Annotated in this window: 26 protein-coding genes and 1 CRISPR repeat array; of the genes, 7 read left to right on the plus strand and 19 right to left on the minus strand. The window is 46.2% G+C overall.

Going from position 1 to position 26901, the window contains the following annotated elements; all coding sequences use genetic code 11:
• Positions 1-698: 698 nt before the first annotated feature.
• Positions 699-1331 (minus strand): TVP38/TMEM64 family protein, encoded by a 633-nt coding sequence (locus tag GDZ68_RS02200; RefSeq protein WP_153720631.1) that lies wholly within the window; start codon positions 1329-1331, stop codon positions 699-701.
• A 76-nt stretch (positions 1332-1407) separates the two neighbouring features.
• Between GDZ68_RS02200 and GDZ68_RS02205 the strand changes: the two genes are divergently transcribed.
• Both GDZ68_RS02205 and GDZ68_RS02210 read left to right on the plus strand, forming a co-directional pair.
• On the plus strand, positions 1408-2133 hold the full coding sequence (locus GDZ68_RS02205; protein WP_153720632.1) for an AzlC family ABC transporter permease: 726 nt from the start codon (positions 1408-1410) through the stop codon (positions 2131-2133).
• A complete protein-coding gene (locus tag GDZ68_RS02210) occupies positions 2133-2435 on the plus strand; it encodes an AzlD domain-containing protein (protein ID WP_153720633.1) in 303 nt (100 codons plus the stop codon). Before GDZ68_RS02205 ends, GDZ68_RS02210 begins: the two co-directional genes overlap by 1 nt.
• Before the next feature lie 112 nt (positions 2436-2547).
• On the opposite strand, the gene GDZ68_RS02215 is transcribed toward GDZ68_RS02210, so the two are convergent.
• Both GDZ68_RS02215 and GDZ68_RS02220 read right to left on the minus strand, forming a co-directional pair.
• Positions 2548-2799 (minus strand): CsbA family protein, encoded by a 252-nt coding sequence (locus tag GDZ68_RS02215; protein WP_153720634.1) that lies wholly within the window; start codon positions 2797-2799, stop codon positions 2548-2550.
• Positions 2800-2813: 14 nt separating this feature from the next.
• The gene (locus GDZ68_RS02220; RefSeq protein ID WP_194841022.1) at positions 2814-3986 is read right to left on the minus strand and encodes a PDZ domain-containing protein; all 1173 of its coding nucleotides are present in this window, start codon (positions 3984-3986) and stop codon (positions 2814-2816) included.
• A gap of 151 nt (positions 3987-4137) precedes the next feature.
• On the opposite strand from GDZ68_RS02220, the gene GDZ68_RS02225 reads away from it, so the two are divergent.
• The gene (locus GDZ68_RS02225) at positions 4138-4296 is read left to right on the plus strand and encodes a hypothetical protein (RefSeq protein ID WP_153720636.1); all 159 of its coding nucleotides are present in this window, start codon (positions 4138-4140) and stop codon (positions 4294-4296) included.
• 197 nt (positions 4297-4493) lie between these two features.
• Here GDZ68_RS02225 and GDZ68_RS02230 read toward each other — a convergent pair whose 3' ends face one another.
• The 15 genes from GDZ68_RS02230 to flaG all read right to left on the minus strand — a co-directional run bounded on the left by GDZ68_RS02230 (position 4494) and on the right by flaG (position 19943).
• Entirely contained in the window at positions 4494-5894 is a 1401-nt protein-coding gene (locus tag GDZ68_RS02230) for a S41 family peptidase (RefSeq protein ID WP_228550974.1), read from the minus strand.
• Positions 5895-5994: 100 nt separating this feature from the next.
• Entirely contained in the window at positions 5995-6585 is a 591-nt protein-coding gene (locus tag GDZ68_RS02235; RefSeq protein ID WP_153720638.1) for a redoxin domain-containing protein, read from the minus strand.
• Entirely contained in the window at positions 6582-7238 is a 657-nt protein-coding gene (locus GDZ68_RS02240; protein WP_153720639.1) for a hypothetical protein, read from the minus strand. Before GDZ68_RS02240 ends, GDZ68_RS02235 begins: the two co-directional genes overlap by 4 nt.
• A 74-nt stretch (positions 7239-7312) precedes the next feature.
• The gene (locus tag GDZ68_RS02245; RefSeq protein WP_228550970.1) at positions 7313-8638 is read right to left on the minus strand and encodes a murein hydrolase activator EnvC family protein; all 1326 of its coding nucleotides are present in this window, start codon (positions 8636-8638) and stop codon (positions 7313-7315) included.
• A gap of 19 nt (positions 8639-8657) precedes the next feature.
• Positions 8658-9542 (minus strand): permease-like cell division protein FtsX, encoded by an 885-nt coding sequence (gene ftsX, locus GDZ68_RS02250; protein WP_153720640.1) that lies wholly within the window; start codon positions 9540-9542, stop codon positions 8658-8660.
• On the minus strand, positions 9532-10218 hold the full coding sequence (gene ftsE, locus GDZ68_RS02255; RefSeq protein ID WP_153720641.1) for a cell division ATP-binding protein FtsE: 687 nt from the start codon (positions 10216-10218) through the stop codon (positions 9532-9534). The genes ftsX and ftsE overlap by 11 nt, the downstream gene beginning before the upstream one ends.
• Before the next feature lie 196 nt (positions 10219-10414).
• Positions 10415-10756 carry a cytochrome c551 gene (gene cccB, locus GDZ68_RS02260; RefSeq protein ID WP_153720642.1) on the minus strand — a complete coding sequence of 114 codons (342 nt, stop codon included), beginning with the start codon at positions 10754-10756 and terminating at the stop codon, positions 10415-10417.
• 950 nt (positions 10757-11706) lie between these two features.
• Positions 11707-12808, minus strand: a protein-coding gene (gene prfB, locus GDZ68_RS02265) for a peptide chain release factor 2 (protein ID WP_194841030.1) whose coding sequence is annotated in 2 segments (ribosomal slippage) — positions 11707-12735 and positions 12737-12808 — 1101 coding nt in all. Because the reading frame shifts where the segments join, the coding sequence is not laid out codon by codon here.
• 270 nt (positions 12809-13078) lie between these two features.
• Positions 13079-15577 carry a preprotein translocase subunit SecA gene (secA, locus tag GDZ68_RS02270; RefSeq protein ID WP_153720643.1) on the minus strand — a complete coding sequence of 833 codons (2499 nt, stop codon included), beginning with the start codon at positions 15575-15577 and terminating at the stop codon, positions 13079-13081.
• 492 nt (positions 15578-16069) lie between these two features.
• Positions 16070-16627 (minus strand): ribosome hibernation-promoting factor, HPF/YfiA family, encoded by a 558-nt coding sequence (hpf, locus tag GDZ68_RS02275; RefSeq protein ID WP_153720644.1) that lies wholly within the window; start codon positions 16625-16627, stop codon positions 16070-16072.
• Positions 16628-16746: 119 nt separating this feature from the next.
• A complete protein-coding gene (locus tag GDZ68_RS02280) occupies positions 16747-17130 on the minus strand; it encodes a PilZ domain-containing protein (RefSeq protein WP_153720645.1) in 384 nt (127 codons plus the stop codon).
• Between the two features lie 68 nt (positions 17131-17198).
• A complete protein-coding gene (locus GDZ68_RS02285) occupies positions 17199-17552 on the minus strand; it encodes a hypothetical protein (protein WP_153720646.1) in 354 nt (117 codons plus the stop codon).
• Positions 17549-17950: a flagellar export chaperone FliS gene (fliS, locus tag GDZ68_RS02290; protein WP_153720647.1), complete on the minus strand. Its 402-nt coding sequence runs from the start codon at positions 17948-17950 to the stop codon at positions 17549-17551. The genes GDZ68_RS02285 and fliS overlap by 4 nt, the downstream gene beginning before the upstream one ends.
• Before the next feature lie 33 nt (positions 17951-17983).
• Positions 17984-19549 (minus strand): flagellar hook-associated protein 2, encoded by a 1566-nt coding sequence (locus tag GDZ68_RS02295; RefSeq protein WP_153720648.1) that lies wholly within the window; start codon positions 19547-19549, stop codon positions 17984-17986.
• Between the two features lie 19 nt (positions 19550-19568).
• On the minus strand, positions 19569-19943 hold the full coding sequence (gene flaG / locus GDZ68_RS02300; RefSeq protein WP_153720649.1) for a flagellar protein FlaG: 375 nt from the start codon (positions 19941-19943) through the stop codon (positions 19569-19571).
• A gap of 315 nt (positions 19944-20258) precedes the next feature.
• Between flaG and GDZ68_RS02305 the strand changes: the two genes are divergently transcribed.
• Complete coding sequence (locus GDZ68_RS02305) at positions 20259-22154, plus strand: methyl-accepting chemotaxis protein (protein ID WP_194841023.1); 1896 nt, start codon at positions 20259-20261, stop codon at positions 22152-22154.
• A 389-nt stretch (positions 22155-22543) separates the two neighbouring features.
• Here the strand turns inward: GDZ68_RS02305 and GDZ68_RS02310 are convergent, their stop codons facing one another.
• Positions 22544-24016: a methyl-accepting chemotaxis protein gene (locus GDZ68_RS02310; RefSeq protein WP_153720651.1), complete on the minus strand. Its 1473-nt coding sequence runs from the start codon at positions 24014-24016 to the stop codon at positions 22544-22546.
• A gap of 264 nt (positions 24017-24280) precedes the next feature.
• Here GDZ68_RS02310 and GDZ68_RS02315 point away from each other — a divergent pair, with 264 nt between their 5' ends.
• The 3 genes from GDZ68_RS02315 (at position 24281) to GDZ68_RS02325 (ending at position 25214) form a co-directional block, all read left to right on the plus strand.
• Positions 24281-24391 (plus strand): YjcZ family sporulation protein, encoded by a 111-nt coding sequence (locus GDZ68_RS02315; protein ID WP_153720652.1) that lies wholly within the window; start codon positions 24281-24283, stop codon positions 24389-24391.
• A gap of 35 nt (positions 24392-24426) precedes the next feature.
• Positions 24427-24561, plus strand: a complete 135-nt coding sequence (locus tag GDZ68_RS02320; protein ID WP_153720653.1) for a YjcZ family sporulation protein — start codon at positions 24427-24429, stop codon at positions 24559-24561.
• A gap of 347 nt (positions 24562-24908) precedes the next feature.
• The gene (locus GDZ68_RS02325) at positions 24909-25214 is read left to right on the plus strand and encodes a hypothetical protein (RefSeq protein ID WP_153720654.1); all 306 of its coding nucleotides are present in this window, start codon (positions 24909-24911) and stop codon (positions 25212-25214) included.
• Positions 25215-25655: 441 nt separating this feature from the next.
• A CRISPR array of direct repeats spans positions 25656-26842; the repeat unit is 33 nt; unit sequence ATTTCAATCCACACTCTCTATACAGAGAGTGAC.
• Positions 26843-26901 lie beyond the last annotated feature (59 nt).

The following is a 26901-nucleotide window of genomic DNA, read 5'->3' on the forward strand; positions in this document are numbered from 1 at the left end:
TATTGTGATCTATATAACAGGTATGCGGAATGAGACCGTTCCCCTGCGTTCCAGGCGGACGCGTTCTGGAGGGCCCGCGGTGAGCCAACTTGGTCGCTGCGCTCCCGCAAGTTGTCTCACCTGTCGGGCTGATCCTCCCAGAGTCGCCGCCTTCCACTCCGGTACACTGGCTTGTTTTTCAGGAATTATTATGTGGTAAAAAGTCCCGGCATTACAATAAGTAACGCGACTTTTCTCTATTTTTGCTTTATCAATTCCACAGCATGAGTTCAATGTCAAAAACCAGCAAGAAAATGACTTTGCTTTGATTTAAGAATATTGTTTAATGCTAGTCCTTCTTTAAATCTAGCCAATGAGACATGAATACTTTATATACTACTTGAATTACAAAGCTTCCCAGATGTTAGACAATTGCAATGAACTTACTAAAGCCATTCACAAACATAATTAGGATTGAAGCGTAGGGTGGGGCGACTCCCGGAGGATCAGCGTGCGCCTTGAGACCCCGCAGGTAGCGCCAGCGGACGAGGAGGCTCAAGCCACGCCCTCGGGAAAGCGCCCCAACCCGCAGCGAAAATCCCATACTGCTCACTAACTAGCTCTTAAGCTCTTAAACTTCAAACATCCTGCAACAACAAAAAATCCCGTCCCCGCCCTTTCTTCCATTGTACCGAAAGAGAGGAGAGACAGGAAATATTTTAATTTTCTTTGTCTGACTTGTTTAAAGTGGAGAAGCTTTTAAAATCTTGTTCCACTTTCTTGTTGAGCCTACCCTCGAACCATTTTCCCACCAGCCACAGCAAGAAGATCACAACTAGCATAATCAGCGTCCGGATTGGATTCGTAAACAAAGCACGGACATCGTAGCCGATATACGTAATCATAATAATCATCACAAGCTTCCCGAGCATCAGAGCGAACAAATAATTCTTCTTATTCATATTCGACAGACCTGCCACCAGATTGACGAGCGCTGACGGCGTGAACGGGAAACAGATCAGAATGAACAGCGGTCCGAAACCGTTCCGCTCGACCCAGTGGATCAGTTTCTGCACTTTCGCCGGTCTTTTGAGAAAGGAGAAAAAACGATTGTGGCCGTAATAGCGCACCAGCAGAAACACTGCGTACGATCCCGCCACCGTTCCCGCCCAGGATAGCAGAAATCCATACCAGAAGCCGAATGCAATGGCGTTGGCGATCACGAATACGACGAGCGGCAGGAACGGCAAAAAGGCCTCAATGAAAGGGGGCAGCAGACCCATATACAGTCCAATCGCTTCATATTGTTCAGCCAGTTCTTCTACTTTATCGATCGACAGCCATTCATTCATCGCAAACACCCTCACCGTTTCGAATTAACTTATAGTATAATAGCAGACAGATTCCTTTAGAAAGATGGGCTGCCAGATGAACACAACCTTTTCTCAAGGCGTAAAAGCAGGGACGAGCATTGCGATCGGCTACTTCCCTGTCGCCCTGACATTCGGACTGCTTGCCAAAACAACCGGTCTGTCCATTTTTGAAGCGACTGCCATGAGCCTGCTCGTCTATGCCGGCGCCTCGCAATATATGGCGCTCAGCCTGATTGCCACCGGTGTAGCCCCCTGGCTCATCGTGATGAATACATTCATCGTCAACATCCGCCACTTTTTAATGACCGCTTCACTGAGCGAAAATGTTGCGCCGGCACCGAAGTGGATGAAAGCGATTTATGCTTTCGGTATTACGGACGAATCATTTTCCGTCCTCTCTACGCAAAAAGGCGGGAAGATCGCAACAGCGTTTACGTTTGGCGTTGCGTTGATTGCCTACAGCAGCTGGGTCGTTTTTACAGCGGTAGGACATGTCATCGGAGCCAATCTGCCGCAATTTTTACAGGAGGCCATGTCCGTTGCACTGTATGCGATGTTTATCGGACTGCTCGTTCCTTCCATGAAAGGCAACCGGAAAGTTGTTCTGCTGGCTGTAATCGGCGCTGGTATTCATTGCGCATTGTATTACTCGAACCTGCTGTCAACCGGATGGTCCATTCTTGTGGCGACGCTCGGTTCCGCGGTTCTAGTAGAATTTTTATATGTTAAAGCGAATAAAAATGTAGATCGATGGACGACAGAAAGGAAGGCGGATCAATAATGGGACCAGTATATTGGTGGATGATTCTTGGGATGGCGGTCGCCACTTATCTGCCCAGGATGATTCCTTTAACGTTTCTCGACGGCAAAGAGCTCCCGCCGATTGTCAGCGGCGTGCTGCGTAATATTCCGTTTGCTGTGCTCGGCGCGCTGATTTTTCCTGCAATTCTGCATATCCAGGATAATGTGCTATTCGGCGTGATCGGAGCGGTTACTGCTTTTATTTTATCTTTTATCGGGCTGGATGTCATGTTCGTTGTGATCGGAACCATCGCCGTTCTGGCGGTCTACAGTTTATTTTGATAGTACTTATTATAATGATTCCCAAATCCCCGCCTGCTAAAACAGCAAAGCTTGATTTACGGAACAAAAACGCGGTTTTCAAAGAGGGACTCTCCTTTGAAAACCGCTTATTTTATTCTTCGATTTGATTTTCCCGTGCATTCTTCACCATGCGCGATGCAAACCAGAATCCGACCGTCAATGAAACGGCGTCCGCCACATACAGCAGCCAGTTATGCGTATACCCTGCATAAACCGAAGCCGCAATCAGCGCTAGCGTCAGAACGAGGCCGACGACATGATGAAAAGTCACTCTGGTGAAAAACACAACTAACAGCCCAGGCAGAAAAATCGCCAGCAGAAGCTTCGTTTCAAAATCTTGCATCGCACTCTCTCCTTTTACCGCACGACCAGCATGCCCAGACGGAAATGATCGTGGCGGTACAGCACTTGCTGTTTCAATCGCACTTCGCCGTCCCGTCCGATGACTTGCAGGCGGCAGTGAGCAGCGTTTATTTGAATCGCATCATATAGTTCATCTTCATTGTGAATCGTAATGCCGTTGACCGACTTGATGAGATCGCCGGGAATGATCCCCATTTTCTCTGCCGGTGAATCTTCCAGAACGGAAACAACGAAAATCCCTTCTGACTGAGGAACCAATAAAAGCGCATGTTTTCGTTCGGTAATCGACAGGAGAATGGACAGGAAAATCCGGCATACGACGCCTGCGATGAGCGCTGCCCAGCCGAGAACCGGCATCCAAATTGCACCGATGCCTACAGCCGCAACCGCAATGCCAAGCCACGCAACGGCCGCACCTATTTTAGGGAACAGGATGTCCGGGAACGAAGCGCGCGCCATTTGTGAAAAGCCGATGACCAGCGGAACCGGAATCAATGAAAAACTCTCCGAACCGAGCGTGAACTGCGGCCAGTACGGTACGTATTCCGCAAGCATATGACCAGGCACAACCAGCACGATCGGAACAATCCACAGCAATTTAGCCTGGTAGACCGCTGCACGCAATCCGCGTTTCGTAGGCGTTAAGAACGGTGAAGCATGGCGGCTGGCATAGCGCCTGATCAATAATCCTTCCGTCACTAAGAACAGTCCTGCGATGACAGGGACCGTCACGGCCATCGTGCCGAAAAAGTCCAGCTCTTCTTGCACAAACCAATCCTTTACCGAAAAGCCTGATGCAAAGCGATCTAGCGCATACAATCCAAAAAACGCAATCGCTGCGTAATAGACCGGTGAAGCCAGTTTATAGGAAAACGAAATAATGGCGAGCAGCATGACAACAGATAAAAGGACAATCCAGTTGAAATCTACAGTGAGTCCGGCGCCGGCAATCAGGATCGACAGCACAAGCCCGTATAGCCAGCCGGATGAAATCGCATGTTTCATTTCAGTCAATCCGGAAAGCACACGAATTGTAAAGTCCCGCCGCTCCCGTTTCACGCGCACATAGCCAAGCAAAACAGCAGCAAGCACTGCCGCCAGCCACACCGGATTCAAAACGAAATAGAGGATCGCTTCTGTAATGTTATTCAGTAGTTCACTAGACATGATGATCACCTTCCCGCTCGTCCAAACAACTCTTTTACCCATTGTACAAAAAATGAAAGCAAATAGCGAATGCCTACTTGCTGAAAATGGCTATTTTGATAGAGATGAGTAAATAGTTCTGCAGAATTTTTACTGTTATGAGCGGCTGCAGATGCTGTATGAGCGAGTTTCATTGGCGTATGATCACTTGAGCCAGGAGTATGAGCGGCTGGCACGGCGGCATGATCACTTGGACGGGGCCAATGATCACTCGAACGAGGCTAATGATCACCAGAGGACTTTTCATGATCACACGCTGCCCGCAGCTTGACTTGCAGCCGTGCCATTCGCCCCCGCCGCGCGAAAAACTCACTGAAGCGAGCCAAAAGCAGCCGGCAGCGAACCTTTCACAACCATAACCGCACGCATCCGGCCTCCCGGCGAACCAATCCAGCACCCAGCTGCATCTGCCCCCACATCCAATCAAAAAAGAGACCGCCGCAAATTCCCCGGCAGCCCTCCCTTTTATCATTCCCCTAATTCATTCACCAGAAAATCGACAGCCATCCGCAGCTGCTTATCGTTCTTCGGTTCATTGCGGAACTCTTCGACCGTCTCTTTCAATGCGATAAAAAATATGCGGTCCATCGATTTGCTTTCTGCAATCTGGCGGTCTGCGCGAAATGCAAGGACTGCCGCAGCGGTATCTTTGTCGTAATAGCCGTCGGTGCGGCCGGGCTGATAATCGAGCGCCTTCAGCATCCGCTGTGCATAAGCGATCTGCTCATTGAAATGCCCTTCTTTGAACGTCTCCGTCACCATCTGCAAGTGCTCCGTGAACAGGACGCTCTGCTTCACCTCAATGTCTGCGGCGACCCCTTTGCCGTGAATCCACTTCTCTTTCGGCGTCAGCCATTTATTCGTCGACAGTTTCAGTTCGCCGCCGTTCGATAATTCCATCGTTTCCTGCACGGTACCTTTACCAAAACTCGTCGTGCCAATCAAAGTTCCGCGTTTCAAGTCTTTCAGCGCAGCGCTCAGCACTTCACTGGCAGACGCACTGCCTGTGTCCTGCAACACCACTATCGGAATCTGCTTAAGCCGTTCATTCAACTCGAGTTTCTCCGACTTCTCTGTCACGATCGGCGCCAGACTGCCCTTGGCATCCTGCATCACTACAAACACCTGATCTTCTTCGAGTAAGCTCGCAGAAATCTCGGACACCGCCATCAAATAGCCGCCCGGATTGCCGCGCACATCAATAATGACCGCCTGCGCGCCTTGCTTTATGACGTCAGACGTCGCTTTCTGCCACTCTTTCGCCGTCTCTTCACCAAACATTGTCAGTGCTATGTATCCCAATTTAGCACCCCGTTCCTCAAGCAGCTGATGATTGACCGATTGCACAGGCATCGTATCGCGCTCAATCGTGTATTCCATATGCTTATCCGCATCTGGCCGGAAAATCGTCAGCTTCACTTCGGTCCCTTTTTTACCGCGGATCGAATTCACGACTTCCTGCAGCGTTTCATTGCCCAGCCGTTCACCGTTTACCCGCACAATTTCGTCATAGGGCTGCAGTCCCGCTTTTTCTGCCGGCCCGCCTTTAATCGGAGACACGATAATATACTTGCCGTTCGTCCGCGTTACTTCCGCCCCGATTCCAACCCTTGAGCCGGCTAGCGATTCCCGGTGCGACGCTGCTTCCTGTTCGGTCAGATACGTCGAATAGGGATCACCGATCGTATCCGTCATTCCGCGGAGCGCCCCTTCAATCAGCATGTCCTTTTCAACCGGATAAACTGCTTTCTCCTGTATCGCTTCATACGCCTCATCGATCACAGGATATTTACTGACCGACTGCGACTGCTTAGACTCCGTTTTTCCACATCCGTTCAATCCGAACAGCACAACGCCGAGTAACATCATAATTCCCACTAAAAAAAGCCTGCTCCTACGCATGCAACCCCTCCTCCCTCCACTATATGAAGGCAGACAAGAAGTTACGACACAGGAACAGACTCTTTTTTCAGTCCATGAAATCGACTAATTCATTCAGTGTTTTTTCATCCAGCGGCCCAATAACCTTCTGGGCGATGCGTCCTTTTGTATCAATCATAAATGTCGTCGGCATCGAGAATACACCGTACGTATGCGTCACCTGCGCCGTTTCATCCAGTGGTATCGGGAAGCTCAGCTTATAGGACTCCACAAAATTCTCCACCTCACTAATGCCGAGTTTCTCAGATTCCGTCACATTGACAGCGATCAGTTCGACCTGATCTTCTTCTGTTAGTTTCGAATAAAAACTTTCCATATGCGGCATTTCTGCTTTACATGGCGGACACCAAGTGGCCCAGAAATTCAGGATGACTTTCTTCCCTTTTAATTCAGAAAGTGTCACCGTTTCACCGGCAAGTGTCTCCAGCGTAAAATCAGGCGCCGGCGAATACTGCTCCAGCCCCTCTTCTTCTGCCTGCTGCCCCGGCAGGTCTGCCGCAGTCTGCGACGTATCAATCGGTTCAATTTCAGGCTTGCCCACTGTATTTTTCACCATGAGAAAAACAAGCGTGCCGACTACAAGCGCACTCACAATATAGCCAATCATTTTTTTACTCATCGTAATTCTTCCTCTCTATGTAGCGATTTCCCTGCAAACTGCTGCACCAGAACGAGCAGCACTCCTCCGCTGATTGACGTGATGAGCGGCAGACTTATAAAAACTCCGGGCTGCAATGCGGAAACCATCAGATGCAATGCAATCCAAATGATCGATATATCACTGACAGTGTTGGTGCGTTTCTTATAAATCCAGAAAACGAACACCCATAGCAGCGCGAATAAAATAATGGTCATACTTTTTATCAGAAGACTTCCTTCATTTAAGAAAACCATGACGATCTGATATACCGCCTGCCAGCTGACGAATGCGAGCAGCAGCGACCATTGCTCTTCGTATTGCCATTTCTCTCTTTTATTCTGCCGGAGCGTCAATAAACCTGTGATGAGGATGGCCAGTATCCAGCCGACTGTCCCGCCGTGGAAATACAGAATAGACAGCGGATAATGAATGACTGTTGAAAAATCGGTCAGAATCACAGAAAGTTTCCAAATGATCACAAGGTTGAAAAGAATATTTCCGATCCGCTCGCCCGCCGCTTTCCCAAAGTATATGCGAATGAAAAGGTAGGTCATGACGAAACCCGCAATGACTGCGATCCAGGATGACGGCACGGTAATGGAGCCAATCGGATAATACTGTGTTACAGGCATCGCCAAGTCTCTCCCATCTGTTTACATATGAAAAACCCGCCGTATGAAAGGCAGGTTTTTCATTTGATGCTATATCAAAAAGACACATAATGCAAAGGGTTGACCGCGCTTGGACCGGACGCAGAGAAGTTACCTACGTGTAACTCAAAATGCAGGTGAGGTCCTGTAGAGAAGCCTGTAGTGCCTACGGCTCCAATATATTGTCCCTTAGAGACATGCGCACCGGAGCTTGTACTGATCGATGACAAGTGTCCGTACACTGTCGTCAGGATTTTCCCATCGACAGAATGAGTAATCATGATGACATTACCGAATCCGCTCATGGAGCCCGCATACGATACGACGCCATCCCCGGCTGCTACAACCGGAGTTCCCATTGGTGCCGCTAAATCCATACCGCGGTGCTGTTTCTTCGCATGAGTGATCGGATGCGTACGCCATCCAAATCCTGAACTGTATCGGCCGTTCGTCGGCTTTGTCCAGAATCCGCTTGATACTGCCGGCAGATTGCCTGGAGAAGCGGATGAACCACCGCTCGATTGACTTTGCTGTTGCTCACGTTCGCGCTTGGCTGCCGCTTCTGCACGGCGTTTTTCTTCCGCTTTACGCGCTACTTCAGCCAAACGGTTCTGCTCAGCCACGATCTGTCCTTCCAGCTCGGAACTGATTTCAATCGCATCATTGTATTCTTCTTCTAAATTTGTTTTCTCTTTTGAAAGCTTTTCTTGCTCCGCCTGCAGTTTATTGACAAGCGTATTCTTTTCTTTCTTCTTCGCATCCAGTTCATCTTTCATTGCCTGGATTTTCTTCTTGCGTTCTTCTTGCTCTGCCAGCTTTGTCTCGACTTGCTGCTTTTCATCTTCAAGCTGCGCTATGTCTTCTTCCTGCTGGCGGATAATCTTTCGGTCTGCATCCATCAATGTCGTCACAGCCGAGAATCTGTCAATGAAATCCGAGAAACTATTCGCACCGAGAAGCACGTCTAGATAGCTGACCTTTCCGCCTTTGATCTGCATTACCCGTACACGCTCACGCAAGACTTCATCGCGCTCTGCAATACGAATTTCCAGTTCTTTAATGGACTCTTTCAGCTCTTTAATCTCTTTTTTCGTCTGATCCATTTCTGCAATCAAATGATTCATATTGCTGTTCGTTTCATCAATTTTTGCATTCAGCTTCTTGATCTGGCCCATCAGCTCTTCTGCTCTCGTCTGCTTGACCTGAATCTCATTTTCTTTCTTTTGAATCGTGGAATTTAAACTGTTCTTTTTATTTTCTACCGCATTTTTCTCATTTTGCAGATCCTTCAGTGTACTTGCCGAAACGCCTGCACCGCCAACTACTGTCGACAGCAGCAGGACCGACAAAACACCTGAGATGATTCGGTGTTGCTTTTTCAAATCCCAGTTCCCCCTTCCATTACACTTTCAAAAATTTCCGTACGGACATAAAGCTTCCCCACACGCCAATGAATACTGCGATGAACAGAAGCAACCCATTCAGCTGCAATAAAAACGGCATCGGTTCCAGCAAATGAAACAGTTCATTCTGCAATTTGGATTCCCATAAGTTAAATAGCTGAGAATACGCGACCGTTACCAATATCATCGGTAAAATCGCACCAAAAATCCCGAGCCACACTCCTTCAAGCATGAATGGAATTCGTACAAAACTATTCGTTGCACCTACGAGTTTCATAATCTCGATCTCTGTCCGTCTCGCGACAATCGTCAAACGGATCGTATTGGATATGAGGAACATCGCGGTGAACAATAAAGCGAGAATCAGTCCCAGTCCAACATTGCGTCCAATTTTCAGGACATTGAACAATTTTTCGACCTTGCCTTCTCCGTATTCCACATCGTATGTATGCTCATATGTACCGAGTTTCTTGGCGATTGCTGCGGTATTTTTCGGATCGGCTGCTTTAATATAAAAAGCATCACCGAGCGGATTGCTCTGCTTATACAGCGCAAGCTCATCCCCGAATGACTGGATCATTTTCTCAAGTTCCTGATCCCGCGTTGAATAAACCACTTCTTCTATACCCGGCGTCTTTTTTATTTCTGCCAGAAGCTGCCGGACTGCTGTTTCATCGGCTCCGGGATCTGCAACCACTTTGATCTCCACGTCATTTTCGATATTGTCTGCCAGCTGATTCAAGTTCATCATGATGACAAAAAACACGCCTATTAGCAGCAGCGTGACCGTGACGGCGCTGACCGATGCAAATGTCATCCAGTTATTCCGACTGAGGCTCTTAAAGCTTTCCCGCAAATGACGTTTCAAGGTTCTAAATTTCATAGCGGTACTCTCCTTCATACTCATCGCGGGTAACGAGGCCGCCTTCGATCTGAATAACACGGTGCCGCTGTGTATCTACTATTTCTTTGTTATGCGTAGCCATGACAATGGTTGTGCCATGCTGATTGATCCGTTCAAAAATACTCATGATTTCCCATGATGTATTCGGATCGAGATTTCCTGTCGGCTCATCCGCAATCACAAGTTTCGGTGAATTGACGATCGACCGGGCAATCGACACCCGCTGCTGTTCGCCGCCTGACAGTTCATTCGGGAACATTCTCGCTTTCTGTGTCAGTCCGACCAGTTCGAGCACTTCTGTCACTTTTGTTCGAATGACACTCGGAGTCTCTTCAATTACTTCCAGCGCATAGGCTACATTCTCGTAAACATTTAATTTCGGAAGTAATTTAAAGTCTTGGAAGACCACACCGATCTGCCTTCTCAAGTACGGTACTTCTTTGCTGCGCATTTTCGTCAAATCTGTACCGTTGAAATATATCGTACCGCTGGAAGGAACTTCTTCCCGGTACATCATCTTAATGAAAGTGGACTTTCCTGCTCCACTCGGCCCGACGACGTAAACAAATTCGCCTTTCGCAATCTCTACATGGATTCCGTTAGAGGCAACAACGCCATTCGGGTACTTTTTGTACACATTCTTCATAACAATCATACAGTTTTAACCACCTGAATTTTGTTTTCTCTTCATATTCGCCATTTCAATTATAGCATGATTCGACATAGCAAGTATTACAGTTATGTATCAAATGGTCAAAGCATGTGTATTAATAGAAAAACGTGCCGAATGCTCGCCACGAACGAAAAAGCCATTCTTAAGAGAGTCTTAAGAATGGCCGATTATTACAGGATTATTTCTTTTCAGCTAACCAGGCAGCTACTGCGTCTGCTTCATCGCCTTTTAGCATTGGAGGCATTGCGCCTTTACCGTTGGTTACGATGTCATGGATTTCTTCTTCAGAGTGAGTCGCGCCTGCTTTCGCAATGGATGGAGCGTTGCCCTGTCCTTCAAGGTTAGATCCGTGACAAGATACACAGCTAGTCTGTACGACTTTCTCTGCATCTACACCTGATGTTTCAGCTCCGCTGTCGTTTGTGTCAGCCGGTGCGTCAGATGCGTTGTCATCGCCTCCGCCACATGCGCCGAGTACTAATGCTGCTCCGAATAGTGTTGCTAATAATTTGTTCTTCATGCAATATCCTCCCTCTTGCTAATTATTTTCTAACATCCTTAAGTATACCAAACCTTTTCCGTCCCACATCGAGCAGAATTGACAAGTTTTCAAATTATATTGAGGCGCTGCCGGTGCTTTTTGTGGTTTGGGCGGATTTGTGGTGAGTACACTGTATAGTATTGACCGTTTGTGTGGAAGTTAAACATGGTTTTTGAAAGTTTTTGTGGAGAGTTTGTGTTGTGGAGAGCGGGTATGTATAGGGAGACCGTTTCCCTGCGTTCCCTCCGGACGCGTTCCGGAGGGAACGCGGTAAGCCAACTTGGTCGCTTCGCTCCCGCAAGTTGTCTTACCTGTCGGGCTGATCCTCCCGGAGTCGCCGCGTTCCACTCCGGTACACTAAGCTGGTGTTTCAAGACTTTTTGTGTGAGCTGGCAGTATGAGCATGGTATTTTGGGCTATTACAATAGGTAAGGTTTTTCATGCAATACTTATTATTCTGCAAAGGCAAAGATTCTTGTGATCAATGCGTTTGCAAAGTCGCGAAACTGGAGCGTATACCAACTAAATCTGCACTCTTCGAAAAAACAGCATAATATACTTTCTCCAACACCAGCGAAGGCGCAACTGCGGAGTGGCTATGAGCGCGAAGGCCGGTTCAATGATCACGGTTGGTTGCAGTATGATCACGCGGCCAAGCCTAATGATCACTTGGCCGGTATGTATGAGCGGCTGAGGCTAGGCTATGAGCGCTTGGGGGGATACTATGATCATCCCAAGCTTTCTTTGGCAGGCAGTCGCGCCTATAAGCAATCCCCCAGCGCCGAAGCGGGTTTAAACTGCAAAACGTTCCCTGTGTAAACTTCCTGCAAAGTCGAGAAACGGAACTAAACTACATCTCACTACACAAAGTAGCATACTTCACTTATAAAATTTCATACAAAAAAAGTGCATTTCTGCACTTTTTTTGATTAGGATATTCTTGAACGCAAGTACGCATTGATGAATGGGCCCAGTTCGCCGTCCATTACGGAGCTGACGTTGCCTGTTTCTTCATTGGTACGGTGATCCTTTACCATGGAGTACGGGTGGAAAACGTAGGAGCGGATCTGGCTGCCCCAGCCGATTTCTTTTTGCTCGCCGCGGATTTCCGCAAGGCGTGCTTCTTCTTCCTCTACTCGGATCTGATAAATTTTCGCCTTCAATAAATTCATCGCACGCTCACGGTTTTTAATCTGTGAACGTTCTGTTTGACAGGTGACGACTGCGCCTGTCGGGATGTGTGTCATCCGTACGGCTGAGTCAGTCGTGTTGACGTGCTGTCCGCCGGCGCCGCTTGAGCGGTACGTGTCGATCTTGATGTCTTCTGTCTTCAGATCTAAATCGATGTCGCCGTCGAATTCAGGCATGACTTCAATGGATGAAAACGACGTATGGCGTCTTCCTGAAGAGTCGAACGGTGAAATCCGGACCAGACGGTGAACGCCCTTTTCCGCTTTCAAATAACCGTATGCATTATGCCCTTTGATGCTCAATGTTACGGATTTTATACCCGCCTCGTCACCCGCCTGATAATCAAGCGTCTCGACTTTGAAGCCGTGGTGTTCGGCCCAGCGTGTGTACATACGGAGCAGCATCGATGCCCAGTCCTGAGACTCGGTTCCGCCTGCGCCTGAATGCAGTTCAAGTATGGCATTGTTTTTATCGAATTCATCGCTTAACAGCATTTGCAGATCGAATTTATCCATTCGTCCTTTGAACTCTTTTAATTCGGAAACAAGTTCGTCCTGAAGTTCTTCGTCTGCTTCTTCTTTCAGCAGTTCGTGCGTCATTTCGAGATTTTCTTGTTCTTCGTTCAATTCGTTGTATTCGCCGACGATGTCTTTAAGTGCATTGGATTCGGAGATGACTTTCTGCGCGCCGTCCTGGTCGTCCCAGAAGCCTGGCTCGAGCATCATTTCGTCGAGTTCCTGCATTCGTGCCTCTTTGTTTTCTAAGTCAAAGAGACCCCCTAAAGTCCGCTAATTTCTTAGCTGTTTTGTCGAGCTCGTTCCGAACATCGGATAATTCCATCATAATTGTTTCCTCCTGGGTTGTTGTTTCTAAGTGTTTGCATTAGCAAATTAAAAACAGTCTGCAGTTAAGGCAGTGTTGATCTACGTTCCAGACGGACGCTTTCTGGAGGGCCCGCGGTGAGCCAACTTGGTCGCTGCGCTCCCCTAAGTTGTCTCACCTGTCGGGCTGATCCTCCCAGAGTCGCCGCCTTGCACTCCGATCAACACGGTTCCCTCTCACTATCAAAGGAACCGACTGTATTAAATTGGTAACCTGAATATAATCCTTTTACGCTTTGCCGTGGCAATTTTTGTACTTCTTGCCGCTGCCGCATGGGCAAGGGTCGTTGCGGCCGATGTTGACTGTGCGGCGGATTGGTTTTTTTGCTGCAGGTTCGCTGCCTTCTTTCGGATTGTTGGCCTGGCCTTTTGCTACTTCTTCGCGTTCCAAGTTATTGCGGATTTCTGCTTTCATGACGTACTTGGTCGCATCGTTTTCGATGGCCATGAGCATGTCTTCGAACATCGCAAATCCTTCTGCCTGGTACTCACGGAGCGGATCGTTCTGTCCGTATGCACGCAGGTGAATTCCGTTGCGCAGCTGATCCATCGCGTCGATGTGGTCCATCCATTTCGTATCGATCGCGCGCAGCAGGACAACTTTTTCAAACTCACGCATACGTTCTTCGGACATTTCCTGCTCTTTTTCATTATAGCGGTCAATGACCAATCCGTGAATGAATGATTGCAGTTCTTCAGGAGATTTATTTTCCAGCTCCTCAACTGTCACTGAATCTTCCGGCAGTAAGTTTGCTTCGAGATAGTCTTTCAATCCTTTTGCAAACACTTGCTTCTCATCGGTATGGAGCGCTACCACGCGTTCGATGGCCGACTCGAGCATGCCTTCCAATATAGGACGGATATTATCGGAACTCAATACTTCGTTACGTTCTTTATAGATGACTTCACGCTGCTGGCGGAGCACGTCATCATACTGTAATAGACGCTTCCGCGAATCAAAGTTATTACCTTCCACACGTTTTTGCGCAGATTCTACAGAACGTGACACCATTTTTGACTGGATCGGCGTCGTATCGTCCATACCAAGCTTCGTCATCATCGATTTCATTTGTTCGGAACCGAAACGGCGCATCAATTCATCTTCCAATGAAAGGTAAAACTGTGTGACACCCGGGTCTCCCTGACGTCCGGAACGTCCGCGGAGCTGATTATCGATACGTCTGGACTCATGACGCTCGGTACCGATGACCGCAAGGCCGCCGACTTCCTGAATATGATCGCCGAGTTTAATATCGGTACCGCGTCCCGCCATATTCGTCGCAATCGTCACGGCGCCTTTTTTACCGGCATCCAAAATGATTTCCGCTTCGTGTTCATGATTTTTCGCGTTCAGTACGTTATGCGGAATGCCGTATTTCTTCAAGAATGCTGAAATAATTTCAGATGTCTCAATAGCGACCGTACCGACCAATACCGGCTGGCCTTTTTCATGACGTTCTTTAATGTCTTCCGCAACTGCTTTATATTTCCCGTCCATCGATGCATAGATCAAGTCCGGACGGTCGTCACGCGCAATCGGTTTATTCGTCGGAATCGCGATAACGTTCATATTGTAAATATTACGGAATTCTTCTTCTTCCGTCTTCGCTGTACCGGTCATGCCGGCCAGTTTTTCGTACATACGGAAATAGTTCTGGAATGTAATCGTCGCGAGCGTCATCGACTCGTTCTGGACTTCAAGACCTTCCTTCGCCTCAATCGCCTGGTGCAGACCGTCACTGTAGCGGCGGCCTTTCATCAGACGTCCCGTGAAGGAGTCGACGATGACGACTTCGCCTTCTTCGACGACATAATCTACGTCATTATGCATGCTGACATGCGCTTTCAATGACTGATTGATCGCGTGGTTGAGTGAGACGTGCTGCAAATCGAACAAGTTGTCGATGCTGAACGCCTTCTCCGCCGCCTCAATCCCCGACTCCGTCAATACAACGCCTTTCGTTGACTCATCGAATGAATAGTCTTCTTCTTTTTTCAATGTAATGATGAAGCGGTTCGCCAGGCGGTACAGTTCCTGCGATTTCGCAGCCTGACCGGAAATAATCAGCGGTGTTCGCGCTTCGTCGACTAAAATGCTGTCCACTTCGTCAATGACGGCGAAATGAAGCGGCTTCTGTACTTTGTGTTCATTGTAAAGAACCATATTGTCACGCAGATAGTCGAAGCCCAGTTCGTTATTTGTGCTGTACGTCACGTCACACTCATACGCTTCCCGCTTTTCGTCTTTACCCATGCTGTTCAGGTTCAGACCGACACGCATGCCAAGGAATTCATAGAGACGGCCCATTTCTTCAGCGTCACGGCTCGCCAGGTATTCGTTGACTGTTACGACGTGGACGCCTTTGCCAGTCAGTGCATTCAAATAAACGGCAAGTGTGGAAGTCAGTGTTTTACCTTCACCGGTTTTCATCTCTGCGATGTTGCCTTCATTTAGTGCAGCTGCGCCCATGATCTGTACGCGGAACGGATATAGACCGAGTACGCGTTTAGCGGCTTCTCGAACGACCGCGAATGCTTCGGTTTGCAGGTCCTCGATGGTTTCGCCTTCTTGGTAACGTGCTTTGAGCTCGTCAGTTTTCGAAGTAAGTTGTTCATCTGACAGCTGTTCCATGTCGGTCGCCAATGCTTCGACCTGGTCTGCTATTTTTTCGAGACGTTTCAGGTCCCGTTTGTTCGGATCAAACATTTTATTCAATACGCCAAGCATTTATGTCACATCCTCATTAACTTCATCAATCAAGCAGCAGTTTCCTGCAAGTTGTTGGGGCTTTTTCAGCAAGTATCAGTAATTTTTGAGTCACACTCCATTTTAACATTGTCAATAGGCTGGTGCAAATGGTCTGCTGAATAGTTTTGTGGTTTTGGGCGGAACCGGCGCTGCAGACGGGACGCTTTCCGGAGGGACCTTGGTGAGCCAAGCGAACAACGAAGGGTTCGCTTTGCCGTATTTCTGCGTCCTTTGCAGAAATTAAGGCAATACAGGGTTCCTTCTACATGCTAATTTCGCTTCACTCCCTTTAGTTGTCTCATCCTATCGGTCTGATCCTCCCGGAGTCGCCCGTCTTCCGCTTTGGTTCCTTAGTATGTAGAACATCACTCATATTTCTCTTTAATTGAACAAAGTAACTTAAAATCCATATGTAAGAAAATAAAACAAGTGACGAAAACCAAAAAGGCTTCCATCACTTGCTTGACTAAATTAGTTTGTTTCAATCAGGCCATATTTGCCGTCTTTACGCTTGTAGACGATGTGTGTGCCGTCTGATTCTGAGTCAGTGAAGATGAAGAAGTTGTGGCCGAGCATGTTCATTTGAAGGATGGCTTCTTCTTGATCCATCGGCTTCAGGTCGAACTGCTTTGTGCGCACGACGTTGAAATCCTCGTCATTTGCTTCTTCCACTGTGTTGTTCGTGTCTTCCACTGATTGGAAGTAAGCTGCTACGCCTTCGCGTTCGCGTGATTTTCGGTTGACACGTGTTTTATATTTACGGATTTGACGCTCCAGCTTATCGACGATTAAGTCAATTGCCGCATACATATCGTTATGACGCTCTTCTGCGCGGAGTGTCAAATTTTTCATTGGAATCGTAATTTCCACTTTTGTTTGCTTATCATTGTAGACTTTCAAATTTACATGAGCTGACGCGTTTACTTCTTCTGAGAAATACCGCTCCAGTTTCCCAACTTTCTTTTCAACGTACTCTCTGATCGTCGGAGTTACCTCGACGTTTTCACCGCGGATATTAAAGTCTAACATATGAACTCCTCCTTTAATTGAACCTTCACTACTATACTTCTTCATAGTACCCGTAAAACCCTTTTACAAACTTGAGAAATTTGCTGAAACACCAAGAATCTTTGCCTGCTGAATGAAATTCACTCAGTTTTTTCCCTCGTCTGGATTTCAGCACGTTTACGCAGCTTCAATTCTTCAATAATCAGCGCATCCGCCTGCTGTTCTTCACCGAAATCAAAGCCGTACTGGAAACCATGCTCCGCTTCTTGCTTCCAGACCACCACACCTGCCAGCTCAAACGGATGCTGATGAAGAGTGAACTCTAATTGCAGTTCAATTTTTTGCGACTGCTGCGGCAAATCAAGGAACGTGAAAAATTTCACGCCGCCCGTACTAATGTCCAGCAGTTCACATTCCCCTTCATTCGATAATTTCTTTTCTTCTCCATCGAGTTGAATGCGAAACTTCGCAGGAAGACGCGGCTCGAATTCATACCGGAAATAATCATGCCGGTTATAGCGCATATGCTATTCTCCCTTCTAATGAAAATTTTATGTAAAAAAACCGAAAGAGATGCGCTCTCTTCCGGTCATTATTGCTTTGTATCGTAATAAGCGCCGTCTTGATTTATATTCCCGTAAGGATTCACGTAGCTGCTCATGTTCTCTTTTTTTGCCTGAGCCTCCACAATATTCACGCGGATATCTTTCATAAAACGCGCAAGATTCAACTGCACTTCTTTTTCAAGCTGAACCAGTTCTCTGCCCGCCTCTTCCTCTTCCGCCGTGAATGGCTGAACGATGTGAGCCTGCAATTTATCGCGGTCATCCAGCAGTTGCTCGATTTGCTCGATCACCTTTTCGCGCTCTTCTTCATCCACCTGTTTCGTCAGCCCGATCAATTGCTGAGAACGTTCACGCCACATGGCCATGGCAGCCCGGATCATATTTCACTCACATTGGCATACTGTTTTGTGCGGTTGACCTGGATAACCTGCTTCCATGTATCACGGAATTCCTTAATGATGCCGGATGCTTCATCAAACAGCGCCGGATCATTCTGGATGTTGCCATCAATCAAACGGCTGTTGACAAACTCATACAGCACCAACATATTCTTGGAAACTGGATAGGAGGTATCCAGCGTCAACATCAATTCTGTCACAATCGCCTGAGCTTTTTGGATTGCCGTATTCTTTTCTTCAAGCTTACCTTCTTCCAGCGCCATTTTCCCCTGCTGAATGAACTTGAGGCATCCGTTGTAAAGCATCAAAGTCAATTCGCCAGGCGTAGAAGTCGTCACCGAGTTGTTTTGATATGCTGCATAAGGATTGTTACTAGCCATTTCTGTCAATCTCCTTTTTTCTTGCGAGTTTATTTACATTCCGCCGCCAAGTGACTGCATCAGCTGAGCGGATTGTGCATTTGCTTTCTGGATTGCACGTTCCATCGCCGCGAATTGTTTGTAGTAACGCGTTTCCATCATTTGTAATTTATCTTCAAAGCGATCGATTTGTTTGTCCATGCTTTTCAGAGAACGTCCCAGGGCGAAAGTGTCGTTGACAGCTGTTGATGAGCCAGCTTTTGCTGAGATTGTTGTTTGAGCTGCTGTAAGCTCTTTTCGGAAGTCTTGGGCGATACCCGAGTTTAAGCCTGGCTTATCATTTACACCGACTTCATCTTTGGCATCACGGCCGATCAAATCATATATAGCATTAGGATTTTCTGCGATTTTTTCGCGTAATTTATCTTCATTAATGATTAACTTACCGTTATCTGAATAGCTTTTTGATGGTTCAATTCCAATGTCTTTTAAACTAATTTTCATTGGTTTTCCGTCGGCATCAGTTGTGTTTACACTTTTAGTCATTATCCCGCGGAGATTCGTAAGCATACTGGAAATTGCAGGGTCGTTGCGCAATGTACCACTTTTTGCTTTTTCTTCCCACAATTCGATTTCCTTTTCTTTCATATCTGCTTTTTCCTCAGCAGATAACGGATGGAAATCACGATATTTTTTTTCTTTTATTTGGCTATTGAGTTTTTCAATCATTTCGTTGTAATCATTGACGAATCCTACGATAGAGTCGAGGATTTTGTCAGAGTCGGCGGAAGAACTAAATGTGACAGGTGAATCGGTTACTTGTTTTAGTGTTACTTCAAAACCGTTAATTTGGAAGGTATTGGATTCGCGCTGGGTTTCAAGGCCATTGAAAGTGAATATTGCATTTTGGCCGCCACTTGAAAACACCAAGTCTGGATTTTTTTCCGGATTAACACCTGGATCTGCTTTTGTAGCTGTCAACCCCAATAAAGACCCTACATTCGTGTCCAAGCTATCAGAAACACTTATTTCATGGTAACCGCTATTTTTAGCTGTAAGAGCAACTCTACCGGAGAAGGAATCATAAAAAGCATTCACGTCAGAATCCTTATTTATTTTTTTAAGAGCTGATTCAATTGTGTCATCCTGAAGTAACTCAATACTTTTTTCCGATCCAGTCTCGCCTACTTTAATCTTTAAAACAGCTTTGCCATCAACAAATTTTATATCGCCTAATTGGCTAAGTTTAGTGATTGCAGGATCTAGACCTTCCACTTTATTCTTAATACTGGCCCCCTGCAAGGTAGCCTGAGTAGCCAACTGCGTCACCTTCAAAGTCCCCGAAAAATCATTCGAAGCATTCAAAGACTTAATACTAACCGCCTTGTCATCCGAAACGTTAACATTCTTCTGCAAATACGTCCCCTGCTTAATGACCGTATCAAACAGCTTATCACTCGTTTTGCGGAAGTCGCGGTTGATGCTGCGGTAATCTTCCATCTGCCACGTAGTATAGGCTTTCTTTTGCGTAATCTTGTCAAGCGGGATCCGGTGCGCTTTCATCATATCTCTGATGATTTGATCTGTATCCATACCGGATGCTAGTCCACCAATTCTCATAGGGCTTCACACCTTTTCCTTAAATTTTTCGATCGATTAATAGTCCGACAAATTCTTTCATAGAGGCGTACATATCCATCAGCTTCTTTGGCGGGATTTCGCGTACGACTTCATCAGTCTCTGAATCTACGATCGCTACATAGTATTCATTCAGCTTATCATGAAATTTAAAACGCAGCTGTGTACTGACACTTTCGAGGAACTTGTTCATACCTTCAGTCAGCTTTTTTGCTTCGCTCTTCGTCAGTTCTTTGCGTTCCTCAGGCGACGGCTGCTGCCTCGGGTCTTTGATTGCCTGCACTTCTGCAACTGGTCTTTCGTTTTCAATGGGCGCACTGTCAAAGGATGTCTGTACTGGTTGCGGCGCGGAACCACTGCCTATTCGGCTCACCATAATGGAACCCCCCGTCTTTTTATCTACATTTATACTTCTAGTATCGGAATTAAACAGCGGATGTTAAGGTTGTCATACAATTTTCTTCTCTTTTACTCATTACAGAGAATTAGAAGTGAAAATACCACGAAGTAAATATATCATTCCGAATAATTAAACTCCCTTTCTCACACTAATTACATATCGCTTCGGCCAAAAGTATTGTAAGATAGATGAAACATAAGAGAAAAGGAGCATAAAATCCTGATGTTTCATTCAATTAAAACTAAACTCACACTACTCGTCATCTTTCTCGCAGCCCTAGGAATACTAACTATGACAGGAGTCAGCAGCTGGCTGGTCAAAGAGCGGACCGAAGAGAATATTATCGAAACAAGCGATTTCATTCTGCATGAGATGCGTCTTTCTATAGAGAAAGAACTGCAGCAGTATGAAAAAGGGCTGGAGATTCTGACAGAGTCCCGGAATTACACACAGGCTACTGTTGAAGATCAGTCTGAACTTGTGGAAGCGCTGGATAATGTTCTGAAAACCTATCCAAACGTATCAGGAAACTATATGGCCTTTACCACGAAAGAAACAACCATTCGTCCTTATCTCGATTTATCGGACTTTGATCCGACGACCCGTGAATGGTATCAAAACGCTGTAGAAGATCCCGACATGGTTCATTGGACGAAGCCGTATATTGATGAAGCGACCGGGGAACCTGTCATCAGCGCTTCCAAAGCTATTCGAAATAATGGCGATGTGATTGGTGTTGCAGGTCTCGATATCCAATTAGCTACGATGTCCGCCGAAATTTCAGCGAGTGAAATTCCGTATAACGGCTATGCTTTCCTCCTGGATACAGAAGGTACAGTGATTGCGCACCCTGAATCTGTCGGTGAAAATTTGATGGATCAGGCATATGTCGCCAAGATGTACAAAGATGAAAAAGGCCATTTTAATTTCAAGAATGAGGGATCCGAAAAGGTCGATATGTACACCACGATTCCTGAACTCGGCTGGAAGCTCGGCGTCGTGTATGAAGTGTCCGAAATGAACGCGCTCGCAGCCGGTCTGCGAAACGTGATGATCATTGCAGCAATCATCACACTGATCATTCTGGCGGCCGCCATGTTCGGATTCATCAGCCGTATGCTGAAACCAATATTCCGTCTGCAGGAAAAAATCGAGGAAGTTTCGAACGGCGATTTGACAGTCCGTGCGAATATCCAATCGACAGATGAAATCGGCGCACTCGGCAAAGGGTTTGATCAGATGCTGGAGCATATGAACGCGCTGATTACGACCGTCACTCACTCTGCAGCAAACGTGCTGGCGAGTTCGCAAAACCTGAGCGCCGTCTCGGAAGAAACAAATGCCTCGAGTGAAGAAATTGCGCATGCCCTGCAGGAGATAACATTGGGCTCCGCGAAATCAGCCGAAAATGCAGAAACGGCCGCCACCCGTGCGGACCTGCTGAATCAGCAGATCGTCGAAGCCAATGAAACGGCGGAGGAAATGGATAAACTGGCAACGGAAGCGGTATCTGCCAACGCAGACGGACGCAAGCAAATGGGCGTCCTGAAACATTCATTCAACGACTGGAACCGGGATTTGCAGCAGATGGGCGGCGTAATCGGTACACTGGAGGATAAAGTGAAGGCCATCAGTTCAGTTATTGATGCGATAACGGATATTTCATCGCAGACGAATTTACTGGCATTGAACGCGAGCATCGAAGCGGCCAGGGCCGGCGAACACGGCAAAGGCTTTGCGGTCGTGGCGGAGGAAGTTCGCAAGCTGGCGGAACAGTCCGCCCGTTCAGCCGATCAGGTCCGTTCGACTGTGCATGAATTACAGGAAGATACACAGCAAGTCATTCAGCAAATGAACGGGACCCGCGATACGTTTGAACGTCAAAGCGGTGTTGTGCTGGACACGGAAGGTATTTTCGAAAAGATTTCCGGATTCATGGGCGATATGCAGTCCCGCATCACCATTGTAAGCGACGATCTCCGTGCAATGGACAGCCATAAAAATGACGTCTCCGATCAAATTCAAAACTTGCTGTCGACGACAGAAGAATCGGCTGCAGCATGTGAACAAGTGAATGCTTCAACCGATGAACAGTTGCAGGCAATTGGAGCAGTGGCAGATGCCGCTGAAACACTGACACAGCTGAGTGAAGATTTAAGTCTGGCAGTTGAGCGATTTAAAGTATAATGAATAGCCGTCCGGCAAGTCACAACGTTATGTTGCGGCTTGTCGAACGGCTTTTTTTCATCAGGCAGTTTTGACATGGGCGAGTTTGGTTCGTTCGTTGCGCAGTTTGGTTGACTGGCGCTGACGTTACGCGCGGCAACCGCCTCTTTTGGTTCGCTCAGCCGCCTTTTTCGCGCGGCCGCAAGAAAGAACTGTGACAAAACCGAAGTTTCATCCCAGTTCTTCTGTCCATGCTCATTTGTTACCGGCAGGCGATCATACACCCCGGCTGACCGCTCATACGCTGACTTCAGCCGCTCATTCACCATTGCGGAGTGATCATGCGGGCTTGCCAAGTGATCATAACCGCAAGACAAGCGATCATTGCGCCGGTCGAGCCACCGCCAGCATTACATTCTCAGCTGCACAGCCTCTTCATGCGTTTCATTAATATACTGCGCAATCTGCTCCTGTTCATTCGTCAGTTCCGTCAGCGTCGCGTTCATTTCTTCGACTGCTGCCGTGCTTTGCTGAATGATCGATGCGAATTCGATAGTGCGCTCTGAAACAGTTTCACTGCTTGCGGCAATGGATTCGAAATCATCCATGAATGCATGCAGCGCATTCTGCAGCGTGATCATCGTGCCGAATAAATCGTTGAAGGATTTATTCGAATCGTCCGCGACTTTTACCTGCTCTGCCACTTGCTTCAAGCCGTCCGACAGTTTGCCGACCGACAATTCATTGAATGCGTTTACTTCCGATAAATTTCTATCGATTTTCTTCAGTGTTTCATCTGTCAGACCTGCCAGTTTACGAATTTCATCCGCAACGACCGCGAAGCCTTTGCCTTTTTCTCCTGCACGGGCTGCTTCAATACTTGCATTTAATGCCAATAAATTAGTCTGCTCCGTAATTTCTTTGATCGTGCCCGCGAAGGTATTGGTTTCTTTAATTTTATTGGACAAGATCGCGAAAGTTTTATCCAGTTCTTCAAAGAATGCCGAGAAACGGTCAATTTGCTCTTTCAACTCATTGATTTGGCGTGTACCTTTTTCTGCCTTCAAACCGGCTTCGTCTGCCTGAACAGCCAGATCCCCCATCTGTTTCGAAATCCGTGTGACAGAACTGTGCGTCTCCTCGGTGCTTTCTGCAATTTCCATAATATGATCTGCCTGGTTTTGACTCGCGCTGCTCACTTCATTGATGGCCACAAGCATTTCACGCTGCGAAGATACGGACGTTTCCGAACTCACTTGCAGATGGCTTAAGTTACTCGTGATTTTTTCAACTGCCTGATCCAATTTTTGTGCAATCTGTTCCTCTTTCTGCATTTTTTCTGTAGTCAACGCTGCATACTCTTCCACTTGCATGAAGTTCCGGGCATTTTGCCGGACGACCAGAAACAGCACGACTCCTCCGAGAAAATGAAGCAAAACCAAATTCTTGCCGCTCGCCGCCACTAACTCAGGCTCGACAAAATAGGCATTATTCAACAGCAGCGCAATCAGACTGAGCACATAGCCGAATGCCATAATCGACATTTTACCGTGGATTCCGCCCAGCACGAGCAGCAGAATGATGATCCCGATTGATCCCAAATTCGCTTCAGAGAAAAGGATTACACCTATCGCAATCGCAAAATTCATGAGCAGCAAGAATACCGGCAAAGCATTTGTGATGAATTTTTGCTTTGTCAGTAAAAAGTAGAAATACAGGACAAGTGCGATCCCAAAAGGAATGGCAACTGCTAAAATTATTTCCAATGAAGACCCCTGAATAAACTGTGCCAGCAGTCCGAGGCCCGCGGCAATTCCGAAAGCCAATCCCATGATTTTATTCTTCTGTATCCAGTCATCTTGTTTTAGTTTCACAATATCCATCTTCCATCCCCCTAACTATATTGACATAATTTCCAATCTGCTATACATAAGGTATCATGAATGAATCACCATTCATATAGTTTCATTTACCTAACTTATTTTCCATATTTATTCTTATTAGGATTACAAAGTACAAAAGTTTATATAGAGGAGTGATCCTCAAAGATACATGAAAATAGTCTAAGGTTTTTTTCCTAAAGCCAAGGCAATCTGAAAATACTTGCATAAGATAAGGGTAGTTCCACATTTGGAGGTGAAGTAACTATGGGTGAAGCAGTTGGCGGAGCAGGTTACAACGGAGGATTTGGTTTTGCAATGATTGTTGTATTGTTTATCTTGTTAATCATTGTAGGAGCAGGATTCTTAGGATACTGATATTGATTTGCACTCATTGAAAAGGAGGTGGCAAAATGTTCGGATTCGGCGGATACGGACACGGTGGCGGAGCCGGGTGTGAAAGGCCATGCAGCGGCACAGGCAACGTTTTTGCCTTGATCGTCGTATTATTCATCCTGCTGATCATCGTAGGCGCAGCCTGCTTATAAAAAGCATGAAAAAACCTGTCGAGCAATTCGACAGGTTTTTGTATTTGTATGACATTCATATTCAGAAAAAAGCTATTAAACCAATAATATTTATCTCATATAATACAGGAAAGAATGAAATCCACTTGTGCAAATCCATCAAAGCAAAAATTATGCTGACGGCCATGGTCTATTAAGGAATCCATATAAAAAGGCACATCACATAACGTTCTCTCTCCACTTTCTCAACTCTCCCTATTCCCCCTCATTTCTTAATTCTTGTCTTATAAAGTTTCCAATATAAATTTGCTTCGCGAATGAAGAATCACATGCTATAATAGTTGAAATACAGAGGAGGTGTAAAACAAATGAATGAAGAATTATTGAAGAAAATTTTATCAGAACTCGGTGGCATCAAACAAGACATTGTAGAAATGAAACAAGATATCCAGGGAATGAAACAAGAAATGACAGGAATGAAGCAGGATATCGCAGGAATGAAACAAGATATCCAGAACCTTCAGGACGAGCAGTCACAAATTAAACAAGCTGTTTTAGAAACAAATGAATACGTCAAAGACCTGTCAGAAAAACAAACCAGCCAGCACGCAATCATCACAGTCCTCTCTTCACGTTCTATCGAGCATGAAGCACTTCTAAAGCACGTACATTAATTTCTTCTCTTTTTCGGCGAATCCCCATTTTGCAGTTTCCATATGAGCTAAAAAGCATTTCGCCGTAGTGGAATGCTTTTCGTAGCCTAATCCCAGTTATTTATCTTAACTAATTCTTTTGGTTTGATAGATTTTTTTATTTCCGCAGCAGTAAAACGTTCTTTTACACTACGACTTAAAAACCACTCAAAGAAACCAACCTATTGATTAGTAGTAAAACTCCTCAATAGTTAATCACCTAATAGCAGAATTCTTCTTTCTTTGTCTAAGACTGGATGCTTTCTTGCATATTGAGTATATAGATAAATTATATCGCCCCGCACTCTCTGCATAGAGAGACTACATATAAAAATCGTTTCTGTCCCATCTGTGCGTGATTTCAATTCACACTCTATACAGAGAGTGACCGAATCGTGAATGGGTATTTGTAATTCCGAAAATATTTCAATCCACACTCTCTATACAGAGAGTGACTAGGTCTATCAGTCGTGAACTCTTGAGTTATTATATTTCAATCCACACTCTCTATACAGAGAGTGACTATATTCAGGTAACAAGTCTCTCCACTTTTTTTTATTTCAATCCACACTCTCTATACAGAGAGTGACGAAGAAAGGGCGATCAGTTATATGCGGATCTGGGGAATTTCAATCCACACTCTCTATACAGAGAGTGACTTCAACTAGCGCTCTCCATTGCTCTACTTCAGGAATTTCAATCCACACTCTCTATACAGAGAGTGACTCGTATCAGCAAAAATATTGTTAGAGTCGGTAAATTTCAATCCACACTCTCTATACAGAGAGTGACGATAAAACGATCGATTCCCAAGCGAACGTTCACCAATTTCAATCCACACTCTCTATACAGAGAGTGACTAGCCTAAACTAAATTTAAAGGAGAGATTACATTATTTCAATCCACACTCTCTATACAGAGAGTGACGAAAGTAGCAGCACAAACTGTCCGTAAGTTCCTGATTTCAATCCACACTCTCTATACAGAGAGTGACAATCGGCCTCAGACACGTTGTATCTGTTAAGGGTATGATTTCAATCCACACTCTCTATACAGAGAGTGACAATAGGCATGTAGCTCTTTCATTAGAGCAGCAGGATTTCAATCCACACTCTCTATACAGAGAGTGACTCACCTTCTTCCACGCCGGCATGGCGCAGTATCGTCTATTTCATTCCACACTCTCTATACAGAGAGTGACGCAGCGGACATTATCGACGCAGTAGCGGCGCACATCATTTCAATCCACACTCTCTATACAGAGAGTGACCAGTGGGACAAAGACGCAGACATCGGCGATATGCCATTTCAATCCACACTCTCTATACAGAGAGTGACCTTGCAGCGCCCCGTGAAACGCCTGTCGCCATATTATTTCAATCCACACTCTCTATACAGAGAGTGACGTAACTGGCCAATCTTGTTTAACCAAGTTTATAAAAATTTCAATCCACACTCTCTATACAGAGAGTGACCTCATGCTCGATAACCTTGTTGACCGCGATTTCGAATTTCAATCCACACTCTCTATACAGAGAGTGACAACAATCGTAAATAGTAACATAACTATTGATATTATTTCAATCCACACTCTCTATACAGAGAGTGACCGCTGCTGAGTAATCTCGGAGAGCAAGCTCTCGGGATTTCAATCCACACTCTCTATACA

Source organism: Sporosarcina cascadiensis, assembly GCF_009650995.1.
Classification (GTDB): domain Bacteria; phylum Bacillota; class Bacilli; order Bacillales_A; family Planococcaceae; genus Sporosarcina; species Sporosarcina cascadiensis.